The organism is Sorangium sp. So ce834 (genome assembly GCF_051521425.1).
GTDB classification, from domain to species: domain Bacteria; phylum Myxococcota_A; class Polyangia; order Polyangiales; family Polyangiaceae; genus Sorangium; species Sorangium cellulosum_D.
On the sequence record NZ_CP150351.1, the window covers coordinates 582,357 to 607,821 of the forward strand.

Consider the following 25,465-nt stretch of genomic DNA (forward strand, 5'->3'; position numbering starts at 1 on the left):
AGGAGGATACGGCGGCGGGGGGAGGGGATGAAGGAGATCTGGGATCAGCCCCCGCGCGCCGGGCGCGCCATGCGCGCCGGGGCGAAGCTCCCGTAGCCGCCCTGATCGCTGCGGCGGATCGCGGATTCGAACACGATGGCGATGCCGCGGGCGCGCAGGACGCTCGGATTCACCTCGAAGACCTCCGGCGATGTCAGGACGGAGCCGACCACGGAGCGCGGGAGGGGCACCGTCCAGATTGGCCACCTGAATGTCCCCGTCTTCCACTCGCCACTGCACCCCGTCGTCACGATCCGGTCGCCCACCGGCGCGACCCGGATGAACGGCAGGCCCCGGAACGCGAGCCAGTCCGCGCCGGGCACGCCGAGCTTCTTGTCCTTCGAGGGATCGCTCGCGCGCAGCGCATAGTCGCGCGCCGACGTGTTGTCCCACTGGAGCACCGGGAGCGGCCTCTCGTACCTCCACGGCCCGAACAGCGCCTCTTCCAGGTCCTCGACGCGCACGCCCTGGATGAGCTCGCTCACCATCGTGAGGAACTCCTGCTGGCCCGCGGTGAAATGCAGCGCCGTCGGCTTCGTGTTGCCGTTGTTGTCCACCGCCACATCCGTCGCGAACGCGGCGGCGAAGGCGAGGCTCCGCCGCAGATCGTCGCTCACCAGGTGGCTCAGGTATTCCGCGAAGTAGCCAGGAGGGGGCTTGAGATCGTGCGCCTCGGCCCCATTGCCGTCCTTGCGATAACGCAGCCGCTCGATCGCGGGCTCTCCGCGGAAGCTCTCCAGATCCTGGGCGAGCACATCGAGCAACGCGCCGCGATCCGGGCCGCCCACGATCGCCGGCTGGTACGTGCCGCCGGCGCGCCAGACCAGCCTGGGCTCCGGCGTCCCATCTTTCGTCCGGTCGGCGAGCGCGTTGAGCACCCCGAGCGCCGCCAGGAACGCCAGCGGATTCTTGCCATCAATCCCGGTCAGCAAGAGCTCGGTCATCTCTTGTTCCTTGCCCCGATGTCGCCGCGCTGTTCTTCCTCGCTCCGACGGTGATCCGCGAGCCGCAGGATCGCTTCGAGCCACGCCAGGCCGAACCAGCCGTAGCGCTGCACGAGCCGCCAGAACCGCTCGGCGATGCCCGCGTCGAGCCGCGCGAGGCCGTGATCACTCGATACGTGCACGGGCGTGCCCTCCACCTCCAGGGCGAGCTCGACGGGCTCGTCATCCGCGACGACGGGCGCGAACGGCCGGCACCAGCCGTGATGCGATGCCGTGAGATGCAGGACCAGATCGCGATCGACATCCTTGTCGAACAGCCGTTCACAGCTCTGAAGGAGCGCAACGGACGAGAGCTCGTGCCGGGCACCCCGCGGGTATCCAGACCGCTTGAACGCGTGGGCGCGCGCCGCGCGATCCGCAGCGACGAGCGCGCTCTTGGCCAGCGGCTCGGTTGCGACGGCCGCCCGGAGCTCGCTGCCCCCGTGGAGCATCCGCTGGAACCGCGGATCCACCTTCCCGGCGTCGTGCCAGCGCGCCGCCAGCTCGACGGCGCGTGCGACATCGGGCGGGAGCCCACACTGCTCGGCGAAACGCCTGGCCCAGGAAGCGACGCCTCCCAGGTGCTCGCGCAGCGTCACCTCGACGCCCGTGTACGATGCGCCGTCGTCCTCCGTCGTCACATTGCCCGCCCCCTCGTCATGCGTGCGGAAACGACCGATGAGCGCGAAATAGCCCGCCTCGACCCGCGGCTCTCCGTCCTCGCCCGCCAGCTGCATGCCGTCGAGCCGCACGAGGGCGGGGCGCCTCCTGTCCTTCGCGGCGAGTTCCGTGAGCACCCGGCCAAGCCACGATGCCGCGGCCGTCGACGCGCTCATCTCCGAGAGCCACACGTCGATCTCCGCGCGATCCTCGGCATCAGACCCCTCGTCCACCACCGGCACGGGGATCTTCGGCAATACAGCATCCGTAACGTCAGCATGCTGCCCCAGGATGTCCGGGTGCAGCCGCAGCATCGGGTGCCCTGTCTGCTGCCATCGAGCGCGATCGCCCAGGTCCGAGACGGGCTTCTGGGCCGAAGGGGCCCAGGTGCCATCGGCGAGGCCTCCATACGTGCTCGGCACGACGAGCGTGGTGCCCGGGCGGAGCTCGCTGGGCCCGATCACCCGGCTCTCATCACCCTGCCAGAGGAGCGCGAGCCGTCCGCCCCGCAGTTCTCCTTCGTCCTCTCCCACCGCGCGCCCCTCGATGTCGGTGACATCGGGTGCCGCGCCGCCCTGGAGCCACGCCCGCACCGCATGGATCGGCATCGAGATGGCCTCGATCCCGACCGGCGCACACGCCTCCACGCGCTTCAACAAAGCCTCGTGCGCTTCCTCCACTCCCCTCGCTTGCGCGAGCAGCGCTTCAGTCACATCGGCGCGCCAGACGACCTGCACCTCGGGTTCCTGCTCTTGGTCGGTCCCGTGGAGCCACAGGGAGACATCAGGATCGACCTTTGGGCTTGGCCGCGTCTGCACCCAGGCGTCGAGATGCGCGGGCAGCATCACCGGCGCGCGCGACTTCTGCGACAGCATCGCGTCGAGCCTCTCCCCCTCGGGCAGCGCCGCCGCCATCGCCTGGATGCCGAAATCGCGCGCTGCCTCGCCGAGCCACGTCCACGTCGCGGCGAGCGCATTGCCATAGACCGGATCGACGTAATCCTTGGCGAGCGCGTCCGAGCGCACCAGCACCACGCCGCGCGCGTCCTCGATGGCGCCGATCCGGTTCAGCCGGCCGAAGCGCTGCCGGAGCGCGTCGATCGAGGCGCACTCGGTCACGATCGCGTCGAGGTCGAAATCGGCGCCCGCCTCGATACACTGCGTCGCGACGATGACCACCGGGTCCGCGGCGGCGTCGCGCGCCCGGCCCGTGCGCACGAGCGGGCCGAGCCTTTCGTCGAGATCGTCGCGATCGAGCGGGCGCATGCGGCCCGTGACGAGGATGGGGTCGACGCTGCCGCCGGACCGCCTCCGGATCGCCTCGGCGGCCTCGCGCGCCGTGGCGACGCGGTTGACGATGACGCCGACGGCGCGCCCCGGCGCCACGAAGCGCAGGGCGTGCTCGGCGCATGCCTCGGCGAGGGCCGCTCGCCTCGCGCCCTCCCCGCCGCTCACCTTCACGTCGGCGAGCGCGGCCGGCTTCTTCGCCTGGAGTCGCCTCGCGAGCCGCTCGTCGCGGCGATCGTCGTCGTCCAGTCCGAACACGCGCCGATCGTCTGACGCAGCGGACGTGACGCCTGCGATTCCCGACGTGCTCCCCGGCGTGGCCGACATCTCGACGACCTGCCATCGGTCGGGCAGTTTGCGGCTCGCCCACGTGCGATACCGGCACAGCGAGCGCAGCGTCTCGCGGAACGGCTGCGAGAGGTGCACCTCGTCGAGCAGCAGGAGCGCATCGTTGCCGAGCAGCCCCGCGTGGATCGGGCGCATGGCGTCGCTCACGCCGTAGCCGCGGAAGAGCAGCCGCGAGCCGACCTGATCCACGGTCGAGACGGCCACGAGCGGCTGATCGGGCCTCCGCGCCGACGCATCGTCGCGCGGCATGCCGCCGCGGAGCTGCGCCAGCGCGAGCGGCGCCTCGTCCCCCCGAAGGCCGGCGAGCGCCCGGAGCCGATCGGCCACGGCGCGGAGGACGCCGTCCCCCGCGCCCGTCAGCGTCTTGGCGATCTTCTTCGCGCGCTCGAACGCCTGATCGACGACCGTCCGCCGATCCACGACCATCACGATGCGCCGGGGGGCCGTGCGCTGCGCCGGCGGCGCTGCGGCGTCGAGCGCGAGGTGGAAGAGGGCGATGTCGATCGCCGCCGTCTTGCCCGTGCCCGTGGGCAGATCGAGCAGCGTCGGCCAGCGCCCCTCGCGCGCCACGTCGGCGAGCAGCCTCGCCTGCCACGGGAACGGCGGCGCGCCGTGGATCGCCTCGAAATACGCGGCGAAGTCGTCGGGCGAGAGCTCAGCCATTTCCCCTCAGCGGCCGGAACAGGCCGAGGCCGAAGTAACGCCCGGCGCCGAGCAAGATGGGCCCCCGTACCGGCGCGTCGAACGTGAGCGTCGCGTGCACCAGCACGCGTTGCACAGGAGGCTTGCCCGCATGGAACGGCGGGAAGCGCCGGGCCTTGTCGGCGCCCGCGAGGGGCGCTGCCGGCATGACCGTCACGCGCGATGGCCGCGGCAGTCCGATCCGCTCGCACGCGACCGCGAGCGTCGTCTCGGCCTCGGCGTAGGCGGCGGCCTCCTTCTGCGGATCGCGCGCGCCGAGATCGCCCGGGTTGCGATCGAGCGCGACCGGCGTGGCGCTGGCCCAGGATGCGGCCTCGGCGCACCAGGTCGCGGGCCTCAGCGTCGTCGCGGACGTCTGCTCTTCCAGCCGCTCAAGCATGAGCTCGCCGGCCTTGCCGAGGTGGACAGGGAGCCTCGGCGGCTCCTCATCGCCGCCGCCGCGCGCGTGCTGCTCCCAGGCGTTCAGCGCGCGGTAGACGGCGAGCCGCTCGTCGCGCGTCACGTCCCGCGGCAGGATCAACGCGACGCCGAGGATCGCGCCATCGGCATGCTCGCTGCCGACGAACGGCAGCGGGACGTAGGCGAGGTGGGGGCGCTCGCTCGGCCCGCCGGACGCGCGGTGCCCCGAGAGGATCTCGGGCGCGCCGGGACCGTAGGCCGCCATCATGGCCTTGCGCACCGTCCTGGCGACGTCGACGGCGCGGATCGAGGGGAGACGCGGGCCGGCGACCCGGCGCAGGACGATCCACCCGTCACCGAAGAGGGGCGCCGGCGCGCTCGCCTCGCCGGCGGCGCGAGGCCGGACGTAGCGCTGGAATGACGCCGGCATGACCCGCCCGGGCGTGTCGGCCTGCAGCTCGAAGGCGGCGCCGAGGGCCGCGAGCTGACCCGGCCCGACGACGCGGAGCACCGCCTCGTCGCCGGCGCGCCCCGGGCCGGTGTCGTCCGGGACCCAGGTCGCTTCGGGGCGGTCGTCGCGCACGCGGGCGGTCACGAGCGACGAGGAGTGCCCGAGCCGCGTCACGCGCGCGGCGAGCGCATCGAGCGCCGCCCGCTGCTCGGGCGTGGGGGTCGCGCTCGGCCACGCGAACACGATGCGCGGCATGGCGTGCCCCATCTCGGCGGGCACGCTCGACGGGAAGGTGCGCGGCTGCCGCATCCTTCGCTCGGGCAGGATCGACGCCGCCCTGACCGGCCCGTCTTTCCCCTCCTTCCCGGTCGGGACCGGAGCGATCGCCTTGCGCACGGCCTCCAGGAAGCGCGCCTCGGCCTTGACGAGCTTCTTCTCGGCGGCGGCGAGCGGCTTTCCGCCCGCGGGCCGTGCGGCGTCGAGCTCGGCGCGCGCCTCGCGCACGGTGAGCGCCTCGTCGTCGAGCGAGCCGACCACGCTCGTGTCGTTCACCGGTACGAACACGGTCACGACCTCCCGCGCGGCGGCTTCGGGGGCGGTGATCTCGGGCGGGCCTTGCTGCTCCAGCCACTCCAGCGCGGCGCGCTCGTCGGCGGACGGATCGAGCGTGTCGAAGTACGCCGCGACGAGCGCCGAGAACAGCCGTGCCGGATGCGGCGGCCACTCGGCCCGATCGCGGTCGTCGACGGCGGTCGCCACGTAGCGGCCGGTCAGCAGGGCGACCTCGATCGCGAGCATCAGACCTCGTCCTCGGCCTCGCCGCTCGCCGCCAGCTCGCGGCTCTTCCGGATGAGGCCCGCGAGCTTCGGCGCCGGCGTGAGCGTGATGGGCTTCGGATCCCAGCCGAGACCGACCTGCCGCGCCTTCTGCTCGGCGCCCTTGAGCAGGGCCGCGGCCTCGGCCCGCGACAGCGAGAAGCGCTCCGGCTCGCCGCCGTCGCGGCCGACGAGCTCGAAGACGAGGGGCTCTTTCGCGACGAGGGTCGAGCGCGAGCGGAGATCGTAGCCCTGGTCGCGCTGGTAGACGACGGCGGCGAGGGCCAGCGCGGCGAGGGCGGTGCGCGCCGCGGTCTCGGCCGCGTCGCGCTGCTCGGCGGGGAGGCGCTCGCCCGAGCAGGCGGTCTGGAAGCGCAGGCGGCGGAGGGCGCCGAGCGACAGCACGGTGGTCTGCACGGCGTGGCTCATCGTGACCCCGCCCGCCGCGGCGTCGATGCTCGGCGGGATGTTGCCGTGGTTGATGGCCGACGGAGAGCCCTTCTTGCCGTCGCCGCCGCTGCGCGAGAACTCGACGGGCTTGCCGCCCTTGGCAAGCTCGGCCTCCTTCGGGTCGACGGTCCAGTCCTGGGTCGGGTCCTTGTGCTTGAACACCGGGCCTGCCTTCGTCTGGATGCCGGCGGGGTCGAGGCGACTCGCCGTCTTCACGCCGGTCGCGATGTCGATGCCGACGATCTCGGAGACCAGGCAGCGCTGGAACTTGGCGCCGAGGCCGCCCTTCGGGCCGGTGCTGTCCCACACGCCGAAGATCAGGGCTGTCGGGCAGTACTTGAACATGGCCGTCGCGTGGGTCGGGCGCGCGTCGGTCACCTCCTTGCCGACGGCCGTGTGGCGGAACGGCGTGCCGCCCAGCACGCTGTCGCGGAGGAGCGCGTCGGCGATGCGATGCGGGGCCTGGAGCGCCGTGATCTGCTCGAGGTCGGCGAGCCCCTCTTCGTTCGAGAAGTCGACCTGCACGATGGGGAAGGGGAGCTCTCCGCGCCGGAATCCGTCGAGCAGCGCCTCCTCGAAGCGGTTTGCCTGGGAAGCGACCGAGTCGAGGAGCACTGTCGTGACCTCGCGCCCGTCGATGCGTCGCTGCTCCGTCGCGTACTTCGTGGTCGCGTTGCGCTCCTTCACGTAGGTCGGCGGGAAGACCTTATCGCCGGGGCCGCCCGCGGGCTCAAGGCGCGTGATGGCGCGGATCGCGGCGGCGCCGCCGGCGACGGCGTTCGCGAGGGTATCGAGGTCGAGAGAGCGCATCGGTCCTCCGTGGGCGGAACGTGGGCGGAAAACGGTAGAAGCTCCAGGCTGCGCGATCCGGGGCGAGCTGGTGCGGCTCGGGGCCGGCGTCGCGCGGCCGACGCGACGGTATTTACCATCGCAGAGGAGGAGGTGGATGGGAAGAGGGCGATGCCTGACTACGCAGCATTGCGTATACCCTGGCGAATTTACCTGAGAGCGCGGCGTACGCAGCCGAGCTCGGCTTGTCCGGCGCAGGTCCAGGCTGCTCGGGCCGGGGTGCCGGAGCTGAACAGGGGAGGCACGGGGTCGCGCCGAGGAGGGTCCGAGATGAGGTGGCGCCGCCTCTCGAGGTGGACCCGTCGCGAGGTGGACCCGTCGCGAGCGAGGCCTTCGCGCCGTCGGACGAAGAGCGCTGCTTGCAGCCTCTGTGGCCGGTGGGAGGTCGCGCAGCACAAGGCCGCAGCTCTTGCTTGGCATTGCGGTGAGCTATTCGGAATTCCCAGATCAAATTCGTGGATCCATCTGCTTGACTCTGCCTGACGCGAAGGCGTCTGATGCCGTCCAAAGGGGGTGCCACGAATGGCGCGAGCACCTGAGCGCGTGACGGACGAATCGAGCGAGCCGCTGATCCGGGCGAAGCCGCTCCCGCGGAGGTTGCCAGTCGCGGGGACGCCGCCGGAGCTGGTGCCGGCGCGGATGATCAACGAGGTGCTCTACTGCGAGCGCCTGCTCTACCTGGAGTGGGCGCAGGGCGAGTTCGAGGACAACGTCTTCACGGTGGAGGGCCGGAGCGTGCACCGGCGCGCGGACGTCGCGGGCGGCGAGCTGCCGCCGCGGCCGGCGGGCGCGGCGCAGGGCGCCGGAGCGGAGCAGGCCGAGATGGCAGCTTCCCCGGCGCAGCCGCGGCGCGCGGCGGGGAGGCGGGCGGACAGGGACGAGGAGGGCGACGAGCCGGCGCCGTACGAGGCGCGCAGCGTGTGGCTCTCGTCGGAGCGGCTCGGCATCACGGCGAAGATCGACGTGGTGGAGGGCGACGCGTCGGGGCGCCTCCTGCCGATCGAGTACAAGCGCGGCCACGCGCCGGACGTGCCCGGAGGGGCGTATCTGCCGGAGCGCGCGCAGCTCTGCGCGCACGTGCTGCTCCTGCGCGAGCACGGGTATTCGTGCGACGAGGCGGCCGTCTACTTCGCGGCGTCGCGCCGGCGCGTCTCCATCGCGATCGACGACGCGCTGATCGCCGCGACGCACGCGGCCGCGGCGCGCGCGCGGGAGGTGACGCGGGCCGCGGCCATCCCCCCGCCGCTCGTCGACAGCCCGAAGTGCAACGGCTGTTCGCTCGTCGGGATCTGCTTGCCCGACGAGACCAACCTGCTGCGGCGCCTCGCCGGCGAGGATCTCGACGCGGCGGTGGCGCCCGAGGGCCCGCCGCCCGAGGCCGACGGATCCGCGGAGCTGGAGGGCCCGCTGGAGGTGGATCCGTGGGGGATCGCCGGCGCGGCGGCTGCGGACGAGCGGGTGGCGGAGGACGGTGACGACGAGCGCGGGGTGGAGCTCAGGCGGCTTCATCCGGCGCGCGACGACAAGGTCCCTGTGTACGTGCAGGAGCAGGGGGCGCGCATCGGGCTCGCGGGGGAGCGGCTCGTGATCCACACCCGCACCGGGGGGCAGACGGAGGCGCGGCTCTCGAACACGTCGCAGGTGGCCCTGCTCGGCAACGTGCAGATCTCGACGCAGGCGATGCGGGCGCTGCTGGAGCGCGGGATACCCCTGCTCCTCATGACGTACGGCGGCTACTACCTGGGCCGCGCGACGGGGCTCGAGTCGAGGAACGTGGAGCTCCGGGTCGCGCAGCACCGGGCGGCGGCGGACGAGGCGTTCTGCCTGTCGTTCGCGCGCGGGGTGGTGGTGGGGAAGATCAAGAACGCGAGGACGATGCTCCGGCGCAACCACGCGGCGCCCGAGGCGGCGGTGCTGTCGGAGCTCGACCAGCTCGCGCGCAAGGCCGCGGAGGCGTCATCGCTGCCGTCGCTGCTCGGGATCGAGGGGACCGCCGCCCGGGTGTACTTCGGGGCGTTCGCCGGCATGTTGAAGGGCGCGGGCGAGGTGAGGGGCGAGTTCGATCTGGAGGGCAGGAACCGCCGGCCGCCGCGGGATCCGGTGAACGCGCTGCTGTCGCTTGCGTATGCGCTCCTCGCGAAGGAGCTCGCGACGACGCTGGGCACGGTCGGGCTGGATCCGCTGCTCGGGTTCTATCACCAGCCGCGCTTCGGTCGGCCGGCGCTGGCGCTGGATCTCATGGAGGAGTTCCGGCCGATCGTGGCGGACTCGGTGGTCGTGGCGGCCATCAACAACGGGGTGGTCGCGCCGGACGATTTCCAGCGCTTCGGGGACGCGGTGGCGCTGCGGACGGCTGGGCGCAAGAAGTTCCTTTTGGCGTACGAGCGGCGGATGGACCAGCTCGTGACGCACCCGGTGTTCGGATACCGGATCAGCTACCGCCGGGTGCTGGAGGTGCAGGCGCGGCTGTTCGCGCGGGTGCTGCTCGGCGAGGTCGGGGCGTATCCGTCGTTCCGGACGCGGTGAGGGAGGAGAGACGGCGAGGGAGAGAGCGAGAGGGCGGGAGAGACGGAGAGGAGGCCGGCGTGAGGCAGAGCTACATCGTGAGCTACGACGTCTGCGATCCGAAGCGGCTACGCAAGATCTTCAAGGCGATGCGGGGGTACGGCGACTGGCTGCAGCTGTCGGTGTGGCAGTGCGAGCTGAGCCGGCGGGAGCTCGTGGAGCTGCGGCGGGATCTCGGGCAGATCATCGATGCGAAGGTGGACCAGGTGCTGATCATCGACATCGGTCCGGCGAACGGGCGCGGGCTCAGCGCCATCGCGTCGCTCGGGCGGGCGTACGTCCCGTCGGAGCGGGTGGCGGTGGTGGTGTGAGGCGCTGAGCCGGCGGGGGAGACGACGACGGAGCCTGCCGGGCGCGGCGGGCGGCGGTCGCAGGGAAAGGAGAGGAGGGGAGCGGTGGGGGGGGCTCGCCGGCCGGGCGCGAGGCCATGCCGGCGGGGCGATGGCGAGGGCGGAGGCGGAAGAAGAAGGGGACGGCGGCGAGCGGCCTTCAGCTTGCGGCCGGATCCGCGAGCCATGCGGCGAGGGCGTCTGAGGAGAGCTCCAGCCGGACGTCGTCGAGGCGATCCAGGCCGAGGCGGTCGAACCGTTCGGCCAGCACGGAGCGCTCGGTCTCCGCGAGCGGTCGGCCGAGCTTCTTCTCGAACTGCGCCGCCAGCGCCTGAAGCTGCCCCGCCCTGAGGCCTTCCTTGAGGCCCTCCTTGAGGCCCTCCTGCAGCGCCTCCTTGCGTGCCTCGTCGCGGATCGACTGCTTGAGCTGCTCGAACCACTGCTGAACTTCCGTCACGATCTCCTCCTCTTCCGCGTCCTCCGCCCCGCGCGCCGAGGGCTCGGCCTGGGTCTCGAAGCGCAAGCGTACCAGCCAGGGCAGGGCGACGCTCCTCTCCCAGGCGTCCTCGGGCAGGGCGGCGAGCTCGCGGATGGCGTCCCGGAGCACGGCGCGGGCGCCGAGCAGGCGCAGGAGCAGCGTGTCGCGGGTGCGCGGGAGCTCGGCGATGACCACGACGTCGATCTGCCACCCTGGCGCTGCGCGGTAGAGCCCGGGGCGGCCGGGCTCCGGCTCGAAGCGGAACGCGTCGAGCACGGTCGCGGGCCGGCCGCCGCTGAGGACGCACAGCCTCGGGAAGGGCACATCGCCGCCGGCGCGGCGCTCGAGCTCGTGGTGCCAGTGGAGCTGCTTGCGCACGCAGCCGCGCAGCTCGGCCGGGCCGGGCGTGTCGTGGAACGGCTCGAACTGGCAGGGCTCCGCCGCGAGCTCACCGAGGAGGCCCAGCTCGGCGCGCGCGGCGGCGCGGGCTGGATCGGGCACGTACCAAAGGTCCATGGTCTGGGAAGCTGCGATGACCTCGACGGCGGTGTCGGCGGCGCCGACGCGCGCGAGGGTGTCGCGCAGGACGTTCTTGCCGAAGGCGTCGAATCGGGTGCGCATCGACTCGGCAGCAAGAGTGGAGTCTCGTGCGTGGGCCAGCAAGCGAATTGCGACGCCCCGAGCGCGGTCCCTGCGAACCGCGAGGGCGGCGTCTGGTGCGCAGCGGTGGAGGAGCATCGATATTACGATTACGCGCGGTGCATCGATATCGTGCTGGACTCGTGATCTCGCGGGTCTCGTGAGCCCGATGCTGCTGCGCAGCGCCGCAGACGCGCTACCTGCCGGCTGCCGGCGCCGCGCCGGGCTGTGTGGGGCAGAGAGCGGCGAGACGCACGGGGAGGGCGAGGAGGCTGGGCGAGGGGACGAGGCGGAGAGAACGGGGCAAGACGGGGGCAAGACAGGGAGAAGGAGAAGGCGGATGGGGAGGCAGAGCCAGGGTACGCGAGGGGTGACGGCTCCCGGGCGGGCGCTCGGGGGGACGCTGGAGACGTGCGGAGGTGCCGGGGCGACCTCGGAGCGGCGCGCGGGGAGGTGGCGACGTGGTGGGGAGGCCTTCGGAGGGGGGAGGGAGAGGTCCGGAACCGAAACGGACGGCCTCGGAGGGGGTGCGGGTCGATCTGGAACCGATGTGGACGGCCTCGAAGCGGGTTCGGGTCGATCTGGAACCGACGTGGACGGCCTCGAAGGGCGCGCGGAAAGGTGGCGACGTGGCGGGGAGGCCTTCTGAGGGGGGAAGGGGAGGTTCGGAACCGAAACGGACGGCCTCGGAGGGGGTGCGGGTCGATCTGGAACCGATGTGGGCGGCCTCGGAGGGGGTGCTGGGAGGTGGCGACGTGGCGGGGAGGCCTTCGAAGGGGGTGCGGGTCGATCTGGAACCGAGGTGGACGGCCTCGGAGGGGATGCGGGTCGATCTGGAACCGATGTGGGCGGCCTCGGAGGGGGGTGCGGGTCGATCTGGAACCGATGTGGGCGGCCTCGGAGGGGTCGGGTCGATGGGCGGGCCGGAGCCGTGACGCCGAACGCCAGGAGCGGCGGCGGTAACGGCGAGTCCGGCGAGGTGGGGACGACGTGGCGCGAGGCTGGGACCGGACGCGGCGAGCCGGGGGCGACGGCGAAGGAGACGGGGAGGCGAGCGGCGGAGGTGGGGCAGGGAACGGCAAAGCGGCCGGGGAGAACGGAAGGGCTGGGCGAGGGGAGGAGGGGGCGTGGTAGAAGAGGGAGGGAGCACCGGCTGCGAGCGGTGGAGTGACGCGAAAAAGCCGGGGGGCGCTCGCAAGGCCGGCAGGTGTTTGAAAAGACGATGGATTTCTGGATGGCCGGGGGCGCGCCGGGCGGCCTCCGGGGGCCGGAGCGAGGGGGGCGGCGGGGACCTCTCGCAAACCGGGTTGCAAGTGCGCGAAATTTCAGGTAGGCCTGGGAGGCCTCTCTCCGCCGCTGAAAGGCGGCGGCCACATTGAAGCCATCGAGGACAAGGAGGCCGCAGCGACCAACTCGACTCTCCGCCGCTGAAAGGCGGCGGCCACATTGAAGCTGCAGCCTTCTTCGCCGCGGCCTCATCCTTCTCCTTCTCTCCGCCGCTGAAAGGCGGCGGCCACATTGAAGCAGCCTCACCGGTTCTCCGGCTAGACCAGCGCTACGGCGCCCTCTCCGCCGCTGAAAGGCGGCGGCCACATTGAAGCCCCTTGCTCGCGACCGCGATGGTCGCCCACGCGTTCAGGCTCTCCGCCGCTGAAAGGCGGCGGCCACATTGAAGCTCTGCGACGGTCCTGGAGCAGGCGCGCGCCCTCGCGCTCTCCGCCGCTGAAAGGCGGCGGCCACATTGAAGCGTTCGCGTCGTGCGCGCGTCGTTTCCCGGTGTTGCGCTCTCCGCCGCTGAAAGGCGGCGGCCACATTGAAGCAGGATGAAGCGAAGGCTACCCACGGCGCGCCGCCTTCCTCTCCGCCGCTGAAAGGCGGCGGCCACATTGAAGCTACGCGTACGCGCGCGCGCACAGCGACGCGCAGATCGCTCTCCGCCGCTGAAAGGCGGCGGCCACATTGAAGCACCCCTCGGAGGAAGCGCTCGCCAGGGTGGAGGCCGCCTACTCTCCGCCGCTGAAAGGCGGCGGCCACATTGAAGCGTCGCGGCGCTGCGCCGGTCGAGCCCGCGCAGGACGAGCTCTCCGCCGCTGAAAGGCGGCGGCCACATTGAAGCCTACTTGACTCCCGGCAGCGTCGGCTCACCCGAATCCCTCTCCGCCGCTGAAAGGCGGCGGCCACATTGAAGCCGACCGGTCCGCAGGATCGTCATCGCGGTCCGTCTGGTCTCTCCGCCGCTGAAAGGCGGCGGCCACATTGAAGCTCGGAGGCAGCCAGCGCCCGTCGTCTCCCTGCTCGATCTCTCCGCCGCTGAAAGGCGGCGGCCACATTGAAGCAATAACATCGCCGAACGCAGCGACGAAACCGCCGCCCCCTCTCCGCCGCTGAAAGGCGGCGGCCACATTGAAGCAACGATGAGCGCCTCAGGTTGGAGCGAGCGATCGCCAACTCTCCGCCGCTGAAAGGCGGCGGCCACATTGAAGCAGCAACGTCCTCGGCAATCGGCCGCTCGGCGCGCTTGCTCTCCGCCGCTGAAAGGCGGCGGCCACATTGAAGCTCCAGGTGATGGATCCGGCTACGGTCCAGAACCAACTCTCCGCCGCTGAAAGGCGGCGGCCACATTGAAGCAGCGCCTTCTGCACGCCAGTCAGGAACTTGATGCCGCTCTCCGCCGCTGAAAGGCGGCGGCCACATTGAAGCTACCACCCGAGGAGGGTGGGGACCAGGGTGCAAGATCCTGGCTCTCCGCCGCTGAAAGGCGGCGGCCACATTGAAGCTTGTTGATGCGGGCGTCGCGCCACTCCGGGGTCTCCTGCGTCTCTCCGCCGCTGAAAGGCGGCGGCCACATTGAAGCAAGCGGATGGTGTCCTCTGCGGATCTCCGGCCGATCTCTCCGCCGCTGAAAGGCGGCGGCCACATTGAAGCCTCGGCCGTGCGAGCCTCTGGGATGAGCGGATGCGTGACTCTCCGCCGCTGAAAGGCGGCGGCCACATTGAAGCGCGTACTTCACAACGATCTGCGTCGGGCCTCGCTTCTCTCCGCCGCTGAAAGGCGGCGGCCACATTGAAGCGGCGCCGTCAAGAACGTGTTCGCCATGATGCCCCGGGAGCTCTCCGCCGCTGAAAGGCGGCGGCCACATTGAAGCGCAGCCGCAGCGAGCATGCCGAGCACGTCCTGGTCCCTCTCCGCCGCTGAAAGGCGGCGGCCACATTGAAGCCAATCGACGTCGTACCAGCCGACGTCGACGTCTACGCTCTCCGCCGCTGAAAGGCGGCGGCCACATTGAAGCGCCAGGATCCACGCGCCCCGCCTTGTAGGCGTCCGACTCTCCGCCGCTGAAAGGCGGCGGCCACATTGAAGCGCGAACGAAGCGGCGCAGCGCGAGGCGCGCACCGTAGCCTCTCCGCCGCTGAAAGGCGGCGGCCACATTGAAGCCCGATCGACGGCCACACGCGCGACGCGAAGCGCGAGATCTCTCCGCCGCTGAAAGGCGGCGGCCACATTGAAGCAACTGTTCGGGCGTCAGGTCGAGGATGACGCTCAGGTCCTCTCCGCCGCTGAAAGGCGGCGGCCACATTGAAGCGCGTAGATCTCCCTGCGCTTCTCGCGCCCGAGGCCGACTCTCCGCCGCTGAAAGGCGGCGGCCACATTGAAGCCGACGGAGCTCCATGACGCGCTCCGCGAGCTCGGCCTCTCCGCCGCTGAAAGGCGGCGGCCACATTGAAGCTGGGATCTGGATGCAGAGCGAGAGCGGAGATCACGGCTCTCCGCCGCTGAAAGGCGGCGGCCACATTGAAGCCTCGAGCGTGATGACCGCCACCGCGCTACCCGTCCTTGCTCTCTCCGCCGCTGAAAGGCGGCGGCCACATTGAAGCATGGGGCGGACGGTTAGAAGGGCTCAGGACCCTCGCTCTCCGCCGCTGAAAGGCGGCGGCCACATTGAAGCTCCACCCCCGCGAGCATCCCCGTCACGAGCCGGCGCTCTCCGCCGCTGAAAGGCGGCGGCCACATTGAAGCATGTCCCGCTGCATCGTCGCCGTGGATGGCCCCGGGACCTCTCCGCCGCTGAAAGGCGGCGGCCACATTGAAGCAGCGGGTCGCCAGGGCAGCCGTAGTCCAGATCCAATCTCTCCGCCGCTGAAAGGCGGCGGCCACATTGAAGCTCCCGTGACGACTGGGAGGACGAGGCGACCGTGACCGTGCTCTCCGCCGCTGAAAGGCGGCGGCCACATTGAAGCGTGAGCTCGGGTGGCACGTCGAGACGGACGGCAACTCCACTCTCCGCCGCTGAAAGGCGGCGGCCACATTGAAGCCCACGTCAGCGCGAGCGCCCGCCGCACCGGGACGACCTCCTCTCCGCCGCTGAAAGGCGGCGGCCACATTGAAGCTGCTGGATGATGCCCCGCGGGGAGGGCGGAGCGTCGTCCTCTCCGCCGCTGAAAGGCGGCGGCCACATTGAAGCCCTCTCTGCTTCATCGGCCGCATGGCCCACACCATCTCAGCTCTCCGCCGCTGAAAGGCGGCGGCCACATTGAAGCTTCCCGGCGAAGAGCAGGCCAAGTAGACCTACTCCGCTCTCCGCCGCTGAAAGGCGGCGGCCACATTGAAGCATGTGCTTCTGGGATCGGACGGCGCAGCCCGATCCGCTCTCCGCCGCTGAAAGGCGGCGGCCACATTGAAGCAATCGGGTCCGTCGCGGAGTCGACGGTGACGACGCTACTCTCCGCCGCTGAAAGGCGGCGGCCACATTGAAGCGCATAGGCGCCCCCGGGCGGCCCTTGCGGCTCCGCCCGCTCTCCGCCGCTGAAAGGCGGCGGCCACATTGAAGCGATAGGCCATCAGGGTGATGCTCTTCGGAAGGCTCTGGACCTCTCCGCCGCTGAAAGGCGGCGGCCACATTGAAGCATGGGGCTCCGTGAGCTCCACATCGAGCTCCCGCCGGCTCTCCGCCGCTGAAAGGCGGCGGCCACATTGAAGCCCGCCCATCGGGGTACACCATGCCGAGGTAGTAGGTGCTCTCCGCCGCTGAAAGGCGGCGGCCACATTGAAGCGCGAAGTAGTAGCTGCGCGGACACGCGCGGTACCGGTTCGCCTCTCCGCCGCTGAAAGGCGGCGGCCACATTGAAGCTTTGAGAGCAGCTGCACCTTCGCGTAATCCGTATCGCCTCTCCGCCGCTGAAAGGCGGCGGCCACATTGAAGCATCGCCATCACGTCGAGGAGAGCCCCCGTGAGGTCGCTCTCCGCCGCTGAAAGGCGGCGGCCACATTGAAGCTGGTCGAGCTTCGCGCCGACCCACATGCGCTTTCCGGCTCTCCGCCGCTGAAAGGCGGCGGCCACATTGAAGCTAGAAGTCGTAATCGGGCCCCGCAGGAACGATGGTCACGCTCTCCGCCGCTGAAAGGCGGCGGCCACATTGAAGCTTCCAAGCGCGAGGCGCCTTGAGCTGCTCTTCCTTCCTCTCCGCCGCTGAAAGGCGGCGGCCACATTGAAGCCGGCACCATTCTCGCCGATGGTAGGGATGAGGGACGTACTCTCCGCCGCTGAAAGGCGGCGGCCACATTGAAGCCGCTGACCACAGACCCCGGCGCCGCGGGCGTGCGGCTCTCCGCCGCTGAAAGGCGGCGGCCACATTGAAGCACGTGCGGACGCCCGGCCGACCCGCCGCCCGTGGGCGCTCTCCGCCGCTGAAAGGCGGCGGCCACATTGAAGCGTATGATGGGGCGCCGTCCGTCGAGAGAGATCGCCTCTCTCCGCCGCTGAAAGGCGGCGGCCACATTGAAGCAGCACGGCGGCCGTGCGGTCGATCCGGGCCCGGTCGGGCTCTCCGCCGCTGAAAGGCGGCGGCCACATTGAAGCCTGAGCTGTGAGCCGATGATCGAGCGGGTGGACCTTACGGCTCTCCGCCGCTGAAAGGCGGCGGCCACATTGAAGCAACTTCCCTGCGGCGCTCGATCACACGAACATCAGCGCTCTCCGCCGCTGAAAGGCGGCGGCCACATTGAAGCCGACGCCTTCGCCTTCCGACACCCAGCGCATGAACTCCTCTCCGCCGCTGAAAGGCGGCGGCCACATTGAAGCCAGGGGGAGACGGGAGCGACGACGAATGAGCCAGCTGCTCTCCGCCGCTGAAAGGCGGCGGCCACATTGAAGCCCTGATGGCGCCGGACCCTGGCGCGGATCTCCAGAACTCTCCGCCGCTGAAAGGCGGCGGCCACATTGAAGCAGCATCGCGCGGATGTAGTCCCTGAGCATGTCCGGGCGCTCTCCGCCGCTGAAAGGCGGCGGCCACATTGAAGCCACTCGAGCAGGCCGAACGAGAGCACCCACCGCCCCGGCCTCTCCGCCGCTGAAAGGCGGCGGCCACATTGAAGCATCGGAAAGTCTGACTCGAGCCATTGGCCCTTAAACTCTCCGCCGCTGAAAGGCGGCGGCCACATTGAAGCAACCGGTCGTCCGTCCAGTCGACAGTGATACCGGTCCTCTCCGCCGCTGAAAGGCGGCGGCCACATTGAAGCGTGACGTCGATGCACGGTGAGGCTTGGCCGGCTGACTCTCCGCCGCTGAAAGGCGGCGGCCACATTGAAGCGTCCGCTGCTCGCCCGCGGGCACGGAGCCGCTCGGCACAGACTCTCCGCCGCTGAAAGGCGGCGGCCACATTGAAGCCCGTCGTGGGTCCCCATGTGGGGACCGCCATGGATCTCTCTCCGCCGCTGAAAGGCGGCGGCCACATTGAAGCACGCGCTCTGCGGCCATCCACAGACCTTCGTTTTCCTCTCTCCGCCGCTGAAAGGCGGCGGCCACATTGAAGCGGAGCTGCGCCCGGCTTCGCCGCGCGCCGTCCCCCTGCTCTCCGCCGCTGAAAGGCGGCGGCCACATTGAAGCTACCCACGGCCTGGGGCCATGCTCGGCGGCCCTTGCTCTCCGCCGCTGAAAGGCGGCGGCCACATTGAAGCCTCTTACCAGCGACGCGCCCTTGCGGGCGACCGGGTCGCTCTCCGCCGCTGAAAGGCGGCGGCCACATTGAAGCGGCGTCGACTCGAAGACGATCTCGGAACCGGTCTCGGGCCTCTCCGCCGCTGAAAGGCGGCGGCCACATTGAAGCTCGACCGCAGCGCGCTCGAAGCCGGTCGCGTCACCCCTCTCCGCCGCTGAAAGGCGGCGGCCACATTGAAGCGATGCGGGCGCTCCGATCGGTCTCATCGCGAGCATCATTCTCTCCGCCGCTGAAAGGCGGCGGCCACATTGAAGCACCTCTTTGGGAGCTCTGGAGACGGATCACACATGGCTCTCCGCCGCTGAAAGGCGGCGGCCACATTGAAGCCTGATCGTGTACGCGCCCGTCGACGGCCTCGTCCCGCTCTCCGCCGCTGAAAGGCGGCGGCCACATTGAAGCGCGATGTGATCAGATTTCTACTTCTGCGACTCCGGGGACTCTCCGCCGCTGAAAGGCGGCGGCCACATTGAAGCTCCTGGCCGTCCACCGTGATCTTGTGGGGACCGGGCTCTCCGCCGCTGAAAGGCGGCGGCCACATTGAAGCATGCGCTCCGCTGCAACCTGCCCGCGGGCCTGCTCGACTCTCCGCCGCTGAAAGGCGGCGGCCACATTGAAGCGCGAGGGCCGCAGACATGGCCATAGGTCCGCTCCTTCTCTCCGCCGCTGAAAGGCGGCGGCCACATTGAAGCATCCGAGAGCGCACGGACATGGCCGACGAGGCGCCCGGCTCTCCGCCGCTGAAAGGCGGCGGCCACATTGAAGCGGTGCCTGCTCCGCGGGTGTGGCGAACCAGGTTTATCTCTCCGCCGCTGAAAGGCGGCGGCCACATTGAAGCCCACTTGGCCATGCATCTTCTAGACCACGATACGGGATCTCTCCGCCGCTGAAAGGCGGCGGCCACATTGAAGCACGATCGGCGATGTCTACGGCGTTGCGGCGGGGATCTCTCCGCCGCTGAAAGGCGGCGGCCACATTGAAGCAGCTCCGTCATCCACTTCACGGCCGCCTCGAGGCCCTCTCCGCCGCTGAAAGGCGGCGGCCACATTGAAGCACGGGGGCGACACGTGAGCATCGCCTACCCTCGCGCCCTCTCCGCCGCTGAAAGGCGGCGGCCACATTGAAGCGGAGCGACCTGATCCAGTCCGACGCGGACGCCCTTGCTCTCCGCCGCTGAAAGGCGGCGGCCACATTGAAGCTGCTCCAGCATCCGTCGGAAGTCACGTCGCTTCGTCAGCTCTCCGCCGCTGAAAGGCGGCGGCCACATTGAAGCACCGAGCGGCGCGCGAGCGCACAGCGCCCCGCTAGCTCTCCGCCGCTGAAAGGCGGCGGCCACATTGAAGCACGAGCGCTTCCGTTGGCGGGTCGCCCGTGGTCGGCCTCTCCGCCGCTGAAAGGCGGCGGCCACATTGAAGCGGCTTGAAGTAGTTGGCGGAGCCGCTCGCCTGCTGCGACTCTCTCCGCCGCTGAAAGGCGGCGGCCACATTGAAGCCTCACGTCCCACAGGTGCAGGTCGTTGTCGCCGGGGGAGGCTCTCCGCCGCTGAAAGGCGGCGGCCACATTGAAGCCTGGATAGTAGTGCGACCGCTTCCGCACCACGAAAGCGCGGCTCTCCGCCGCTGAAAGGCGGCGGCCACATTGAAGCCTCCACGGGTCCAGGTGTGCTCGGCCGCGGCGGCTCGATCTCTCCGCCGCTGAAAGGCGGCGGCCCCATTGAAGCTGGCAGCCTGGCGCGCTCCTGGTCTCCGCGTCCCTCTCTCTCCGCCGCTGAAAGGCGGCGGCCCCATTCAAGCTAGAGCCTCGTCTGGAACCTGTCGCTTTTGCTGCCGCGGGCGGCGCCGAAGGCTTGTAACACGAAGGGACCGGCACTGTCGGCAATGGCGAATGAAGGAGATGGCGCCCGAGGACAACCTGATGCGTGCGTTCGAGAAGGTGGCACAGAACGACGGCGCCCCTGGACCGCGTCGACGCAGCGCGTCGCGAACTGCCGGAGGGAAGCCGCCGACCCGGCCCGATCCGCCGGGTGTGGACCCCGAACGCAGTGGGCGGCCAGCGCGGCCTTCGCCTCTCTCGGCCGCGGGACGCACCGACGGGCCGCCTCGTCGATCGCCCGTCCGAGAGCGGCGCGGACGGGCTCAGCACCGCGCGCAGGCGCGGCGCAACGGGGTTCGCCACCGCGGCGGGCCGCGACGGAAGCCCCTCGATCCGGGACGGAGATCGGCTGCTCGCTGGCCGCCCGGAAGCCGCGTAGGCTTGCGGCGGAGCCATGGCCCAGCCGCACATCACGGTGAGCGTCGATCTTCCGCCGGATGCGGGCAGCGAGCCGATCGATGCCCTCGCCAGACGTCTGCGCCTGCTTTGGGCGCTGGACGAGGTGCGCCAGGGGCGCATGACCCGCGCCCGCGCCGCGCAGATCCTCGGGATCGGAATCGACGCGTTCCTGCGGGAGGCCGCGGCGCATGGAATCGATGCGATCGATGTTGACCTCGAGGATTTCAGGCAGGAGCTTGGATCCTCGTCGTGATCGTCATCGCTGACACGACGCCCCTTCTGTATCTGTCGCGCATCGCCCATCTCGAGAGCGTCTGCGCGGTGCCCCGCGAGATCCTCGTGCCAAAAGCCGCCTGAGAGGAGCTCGTCATCGCGCGCCCTGCTGAACCGGGGGTCGCATCTCTCCGGGCGTCGCCATGGATCCGCGTGAATGACGAGATCGAACGGACCGGCGTGGATCCTGCGCTGGCGAGCCTGCTCGATCCGGGGGAAGCCGCCGCGCTCGCGCTCGCGGAGCTGCTCCGCGCAGACACGCTCCTCATCGACGAACGGAAGGGCCGCGCGGTAGCGCGAGCCCGCGGACTGCGCATCCAAGGTACGCTGGGGCTGCTCGTCGAGGCGCGACGTGCCGGCGTCCTCGGGTCTCTCCGGGCAGTGCTCGACGACCTCGCCAACACAGGCTTCCGCGTCAGCGCGCCGCTCATGGCAGAGGCGCTGCGGCAGGTCGGCGAAGAGTAGGTTCCGCCGGGCCATCGAGATCGAGCGCCGGAGATCGGACGGCGCTCCGTCCGTCGGGTGATCGGGGGGTCGACCGCTCATCGGGCTCCAGGCTCCGCGGGAGCGTGACCGTGGCCGCGGGCCCTGTCCGTGATGTCAGCCCAGCCGGCCGGCAAGCGTCAGCAAGTCGCCCGCAGCCCCCGTGCTGCCCGCCATCTCGCTCCCCCGCCGGTCCCACCCACCGCCCGGCCCGGTCGGCACCGCGCCGGCCCACCCCTCGGCACCGCCCCCTGCCGATTCCATGACGACCCCGGGAGGCTCCCCGCAATTCTAAGCATGAGCCCTCTTTCTCCTCCTCCTCCCCCTCTCCCCCCTCCGCCCCCCGACCTCGTCCAGCACAGCACCTGGACATCCATGCACGCGACCGCCGTTCACGTCCTCCCGGGGATGCTCCGGTACCTCGGGGTCGCCGAGGTCGACATCGACGACCTCTCCCAGGAGGTCCTGCTCGGCGCCTACACCAGCCTGCCCCGGTACGACCCCCAGTATCCCGCCGGGGCGCGCGGCGCGCCCTTCCCGCCGCCGTCCGCCTCGTCGCCTCTGCACGACCTCGTCTTCGCCGCCGTGCCGATCCCCACCGCCGCCGCCGCCGCCCTCGCTGCCGCCGACTCCGCCGACCCCGCATACGACCCCGCCGACCCCGCCTCGCCCCCTCGCCGGTCCCCGCCCGTGCCCTCCAGCCGATCGCGCCCGTCCAGCCTGAGCCCGCGCTGGCGTTCCGAGTCCGCCTGGCTCTTCGGGATCGCCTGGCGCAAGGTGCGGAGCCACCTCGAGCGCGCTTACCGGCGGCGCGAGGTGCCGGTGGGCCTCGCGGACGCGGCGTGCTTCGAGGGCGCCGACGTCGCGCCGAGCAGCGAGCAGCGCATCGTCAGGAAGGAGCGGATCGCGCTCGCGATCCACTTGCTGGCGAGCATCGCGCCCGAACGGCGCGCCGTCCTCCTCATGGCCGATGCGTACGAGATCCCGATGCGCGAGGTCGCGCGCGCCCTCGAAATCAACGAGAACACCGCCGCAAGCCGCCTGCGCCTCGCGCGCGAGGACTACCGCGCCGCCGTGAAGCGCCTGCGAGCCGAGGAGCAGCACGCGCTCCGGTCCGGCCTGCTCATGGTCCCGCTCTTCTCCCTCGCCTCCGCCAGCTCCGCCGCCCCGTCGCGCCCCGTCCTCGCAGGCGCCTCCGCCATCGCCGAGACGAACGCGCCCGCGACCCTTCCCAGCCCGCGAAGCGATCCCGCACGACACGAGCCCGCGGATCGGTCCCGGAACCCGGCACGCTCCGCGCGCTTCGCCCGCGTCGCACACCTCGCGCGCCCGCTCGCTCGGTTCGTCCGCCCGGCGCTGGCTCGGGGGACGGCGGCCATCGTCGGCGCCGCCGTCGTGGTCGCGGCGCTCGCTCCAGCGCCGGTCTCCTGGGCCAACCGCCTGGCGCCGATCGCGACACAGCTCCTCGTCTCGCGCGCTGTCCACGCGGGTGCGCGACCGGAGACCGATCCAGGCGAGCCGCCGCGATCCAAGGCGCCCCGGCGCGACGCGATCGACGCGATCCCGGCCAAAGAAACGTCAGCCGCCCGGACGCCCCCGCCCCCGCCCGCGCTGGCGGATGGCTCCGGCCATCTCAAGCCCGCAGCGCCGAGGCCGCATGCCTCCTCCGAGCGACGTCAGGATCCGCTCACCGAGGAGATGCTGCTGCTCGACGCGGTCAGGCAGGCGCTGGTGCAAGGCGATCGGGCGACCGCGATGGAGCGCATCGCCGCCCACGAGCGACGGTTCCCGCAGGGGCGGCTGAACCTGACGCGCGAGCGGCTCCGAGCGAAGATTGACCCGGCGCAGTCCGCTCCGACCGGCAACCCGACGCAGCCCGCACCGACCGGCAACGCGGCGAGGGAGATGCTCCCGTGACCGCGCGAACGAGGCGCGCCCGCCGCATACCGCGCGGCCAGAGCGCGATCGCGAGCGCGATCGCCAGGCGGTTCCAGCGCGCAGCGCTCGCCGCGATGACCGCCGCCGCGATCGCCACCCTCGGGATCGCGCCGGTCCGGGCCGAGCCCAGGGCCGCGCCGGCCCGCGTGCGGCTCGAGTTCCTCCGAGGGCCGGGCGCCGAGGATTGCCCCGATGAGCGGTTCCTGCGCGAACAGACGATCCGGAAGCTGGCAGGGGTCGAGCCCTTCGATGCGGCGGCGCCGCTCACACTGACCGCCTCCATCGAGCGCCGGCGCGGCGAGCTCACCGCCGCGCTGTTCCTCCGCGATCGCTCCGGCCGGGGGCTCTGGGCCGACGGCTTCAGCGCCAGTGCGGACTGCGAGGTGCTCGTCAGCGCCATCGCCCTGTCCATCGTCGTCCTCCTCGATGGCGACGAGCTCCCCGCGATGCCGGGCGCAACGCCCGACCTCCCCGCGGCGCCGGGGGCACCGCCTGCTCCGCCGCAGCCGATCGACCAGGCGACGCTCTCAGAACAACCCTGCTCGCCGGACCGGCCTTGCCCGCCGCAGCCCACCCCCGCTCCGGCATCGCCCCCGCACAAGAAGCCGCCCCCGCGCAAGACGCCGACCGTGCGTGCGCCGTCCGGGAGCAGCGCGCCGCCGCCTCCGGCGGAGAGCTTCCGCTGGGTAGCCGGCCTCGACGCCGTGACGGGCCTCGGGCTGACGCCCGGCGTTGCCGTCGGGTCGGCGCTCTTCGTCGGGGGACGCTGGCCGGCATGGTCCGCGGCGCTGGAGCTCCGCGGCCTCTCCTCGCTGTCGGCCGATATCGAGGAGGTGCCCATGGCGGCGTCTTTCGTCACGGCGAACGTCGCGGTATGCCTGCACCGCCAACTTCTCTTCGCATGTGGGGCCGTAGAGCTCGGTATGCTCCGCGTCGTGCCCGAGGTTCCGCTCGACGCAAGACCGTTTCTGAACCTCGGCGTTGGGCTCGGTGGACGAATCGGCGTCGACTGGCCTGTCTCGCAAAGTCTATCGGCCCGCGGATACCTGAACGTCGTTCACACCCTGACCGGTGCCGCGATCGGCCGCCGTCCGCACGAGCTAACGCCAGACAGTGCCCTCTGGAGCGCACCGGACATCGCCGGCACGCTCGGGTTCGGCCTCCATGCGAGCCTGTGAGCGCTCCGGCAGCGGAAGAAACGGAAAGGAGCGGCCAGCGCTCGAATTGTGCGAGAAAATGTCTCTCGAATTTGTAATGGGTAGCCGCGAAGCTCTTTGTAGAACCTTCATGTTGCGCCGAAGATGCGCGCCTGAGTAGGATCTCCGATATGCACACTCCCTGTTTCCTCCTCCCGGGTTTGCTGCTGGTGGTTGGTTGCGAACAAGAACCGATCATCATCACCGGTCCTTGCACACCTGGAGAAATTGAGCATCAGTTGCACGGCTGCGGGCAGTCGCCCGATGCCGGCACCGGCGGCGACGGCGGCGACGGCGGCGCCGGCGGCCAGGGCGGCGACACGCACAGCTCGCTGTGCTCCGGCCAGTGCGCCCCGCCCGCACCGCTCGGCTGGTTCGGCCCGGCGCTGCTCTGGTTCGGTCCGCCCGAGGCCGTCCCCGACTGCCCCGCCGACGCGCCGACGCTCGGCTACGAGGGCTTCGCCGATCTCCGGCAGCCGCCCCTGGAGTGCGCGACCTGCGCGTGCGATCCACCGGAGGCCTCCTGCACCATCCCCACCAGCTGGGCGGCCTCCTCCTCCTCGTGCCCCGGCGACGAGCCAGGCACCGTGACGACCTCCTTCGCCGCCCCCGATGGCTGGGACGGCGCCTGCACCGCGGCGAACGCGATCCCCGCCGATCACCTCTGCAACGGCGAGCCCTGCGTGCAGTCGCTCACGATCGCCGCCCCCTCGGTCGTCACGACCGGCGCCTGCACGCCGCGCCTCGACGTCCCGCCGCCCGTCCCCAGGCTCGATCCGTGGGCGACGCGGGCCAGGGCGTGTCTCGCCGGCGCGTACACCGCGTGCGACGACGCGACGACGTGCGTGCCCTCGGCGCCCTCGGGCTTCACGACCTGCGTCTTTCACGAGGGAGACGACGCCGACTGTCCGGAGGGGTACGCCGTCCGGCACCGCTTCTTCGCGGACGTGATCGACGGCCGCGACTGCACGCCGTGCGGCTGCGGCGATCCGACCGGCGCCTCGTGCACCCTCATGGCCTCCGTGTACCGCGACGCCGCCTGCACGGACCTGCTCGCGTCGAGCCTCGTCAGCTCGAGCGTCCCGTTCTGCGTCGTGACGCCGCCCGGCGTCGCCCTGGGCAGCAAGTCGGCCGTGATCGCCGCCGTGGAGCCGGGCGCGTGCGCGCCGCACGGGGGCGAGCCCGTCGGCGAGCTCCGGCCGGGCGCGCCGTCCACGTTCTGCTGCATCGCCTGAGCTCCTCCGCCCGGGAGCTCCTCCCCCCGGGGGAGCTCCTCCTCGCCGGCGATTATCGGCGGTGGCGAGAGCGCCGGGAGGCGA

13 protein-coding genes and 1 CRISPR repeat array are annotated in these 25,465 nt (G+C 71.1%); of the genes, 8 read left to right on the forward strand and 5 right to left on the reverse strand.

Features of this window, described 5'->3' with window-relative positions; translation table 11 throughout:
- Positions 1–44: 44 nt before the first annotated feature.
- From WMF20_RS02175 to cas7g, 4 genes are read right to left on the reverse strand one after another with little or no spacing between them, the layout of a single operon-like run.
- A complete protein-coding gene (locus WMF20_RS02175; RefSeq protein WP_437610272.1) occupies positions 45–983 on the reverse strand; it encodes a type I-G CRISPR-associated protein, Cas3-extension family in 939 nt (312 codons plus the stop codon).
- The gene (gene cas3g, locus WMF20_RS02180) at positions 980–3,979 is read right to left on the reverse strand and encodes a type I-G CRISPR-associated helicase/endonuclease Cas3g (protein WP_437610274.1); all 3,000 of its coding nucleotides are present in this window, start codon (positions 3,977–3,979) and stop codon (positions 980–982) included. The genes WMF20_RS02175 and cas3g overlap by 4 nt, the downstream gene beginning before the upstream one ends.
- Complete coding sequence (gene csb2 / locus WMF20_RS02185) at positions 3,972–5,666, reverse strand: type I-G CRISPR-associated protein Csb2 (protein ID WP_437610275.1); 1,695 nt, start codon at positions 5,664–5,666, stop codon at positions 3,972–3,974. The genes cas3g and csb2 overlap by 8 nt, the downstream gene beginning before the upstream one ends.
- On the reverse strand, positions 5,666–6,943 hold the full coding sequence (cas7g, locus tag WMF20_RS02190) for a type I-G CRISPR-associated RAMP protein Csb1/Cas7g (protein ID WP_437610277.1): 1,278 nt from the start codon (positions 6,941–6,943) through the stop codon (positions 5,666–5,668). The genes csb2 and cas7g overlap by 1 nt, the downstream gene beginning before the upstream one ends.
- Positions 6,944–7,525: 582 nt before the next feature.
- On the opposite strand from cas7g, the gene cas1 reads away from it, so the two are divergent.
- Complete coding sequence (gene cas1 / locus WMF20_RS02195; protein ID WP_437610279.1) at positions 7,526–9,508, forward strand: CRISPR-associated endonuclease Cas1; 1,983 nt, start codon at positions 7,526–7,528, stop codon at positions 9,506–9,508.
- Positions 9,509–9,567: 59 nt separating this feature from the next.
- Positions 9,568–9,858 (forward strand): CRISPR-associated endonuclease Cas2, encoded by a 291-nt coding sequence (gene cas2, locus WMF20_RS02200; RefSeq protein ID WP_020465159.1) that lies wholly within the window; start codon positions 9,568–9,570, stop codon positions 9,856–9,858.
- Positions 9,859–10,036: 178 nt separating this feature from the next.
- Here cas2 and WMF20_RS02205 read toward each other — a convergent pair whose 3' ends face one another.
- A complete protein-coding gene (locus WMF20_RS02205; protein ID WP_437610282.1) occupies positions 10,037–10,975 on the reverse strand; it encodes a hypothetical protein in 939 nt (312 codons plus the stop codon).
- Between the two features lie 30 nt (positions 10,976–11,005).
- Between WMF20_RS02205 and WMF20_RS02210 the strand changes: the two genes are divergently transcribed.
- The 6 genes from WMF20_RS02210 (at position 11,006) to WMF20_RS02235 (ending at position 25,381) form a co-directional block, all read left to right on the forward strand.
- Positions 11,006–11,140, forward strand: coding sequence for a hypothetical protein (locus WMF20_RS02210; RefSeq protein WP_437610284.1), 135 nt, complete (start codon positions 11,006–11,008; stop codon positions 11,138–11,140).
- Between the two features lie 1,199 nt (positions 11,141–12,339).
- Positions 12,340–19,778: direct repeats of the CRISPR family, unit length 36 nt; unit sequence CTCTCCGCCGCTGAAAGGCGGCGGCCACATTGAAGC.
- A 473-nt stretch (positions 19,779–20,251) separates the two neighbouring features.
- Positions 20,252–20,509: a UPF0175 family protein gene (locus tag WMF20_RS02215; RefSeq protein ID WP_129572804.1), complete on the forward strand. Its 258-nt coding sequence runs from the start codon at positions 20,252–20,254 to the stop codon at positions 20,507–20,509.
- A 173-nt stretch (positions 20,510–20,682) separates the two neighbouring features.
- On the forward strand, positions 20,683–20,994 hold the full coding sequence (locus WMF20_RS02220) for a DUF3368 domain-containing protein (protein WP_437610286.1): 312 nt from the start codon (positions 20,683–20,685) through the stop codon (positions 20,992–20,994).
- 393 nt (positions 20,995–21,387) lie between these two features.
- Positions 21,388–22,929 carry an RNA polymerase sigma factor gene (locus WMF20_RS02225; protein ID WP_437610288.1) on the forward strand — a complete coding sequence of 514 codons (1,542 nt, stop codon included), beginning with the start codon at positions 21,388–21,390 and terminating at the stop codon, positions 22,927–22,929.
- Positions 22,926–24,128 carry a hypothetical protein gene (locus WMF20_RS02230; protein WP_437610290.1) on the forward strand — a complete coding sequence of 401 codons (1,203 nt, stop codon included), beginning with the start codon at positions 22,926–22,928 and terminating at the stop codon, positions 24,126–24,128. The genes WMF20_RS02225 and WMF20_RS02230 overlap by 4 nt, the downstream gene beginning before the upstream one ends.
- 257 nt (positions 24,129–24,385) lie before the next feature.
- Positions 24,386–25,381 (forward strand): hypothetical protein, encoded by a 996-nt coding sequence (locus WMF20_RS02235; RefSeq protein WP_437610291.1) that lies wholly within the window; start codon positions 24,386–24,388, stop codon positions 25,379–25,381.
- The last annotated feature ends 84 nt before the right edge of the window (positions 25,382–25,465 follow it).

Excerpts from the sequence above, each read along its gene's own strand:
- cas3g (WP_437610274.1), bottom strand. The coding sequence starts at position 3,979 with ATGGCTGAGCTCTCGCCCGACGACTTCGCCGCGTATTTCGAGGCGATC.
- WMF20_RS02205 (WP_437610282.1), bottom strand. The coding sequence starts at position 10,975 with ATGCGCACCCGATTCGACGCCTTCGGCAAGAACGTCCTGCGCGACACC.
- WMF20_RS02225 (WP_437610288.1), top strand. The coding sequence starts at position 21,388 with ATGCACGCGACCGCCGTTCACGTCCTCCCGGGGATGCTCCGGTACCTC.
- WMF20_RS02215 (WP_129572804.1), top strand. The coding sequence starts at position 20,252 with ATGGCCCAGCCGCACATCACGGTGAGCGTCGATCTTCCGCCGGATGCG.
- WMF20_RS02175 (WP_437610272.1), bottom strand. The coding sequence starts at position 983 with ATGACCGAGCTCTTGCTGACCGGGATTGATGGCAAGAATCCGCTGGCG.
- csb2 (WP_437610275.1), bottom strand. The coding sequence starts at position 5,666 with ATGCTCGCGATCGAGGTCGCCCTGCTGACCGGCCGCTACGTGGCGACC.
- cas7g (WP_437610277.1), bottom strand. The coding sequence starts at position 6,943 with ATGCGCTCTCTCGACCTCGATACCCTCGCGAACGCCGTCGCCGGCGGC.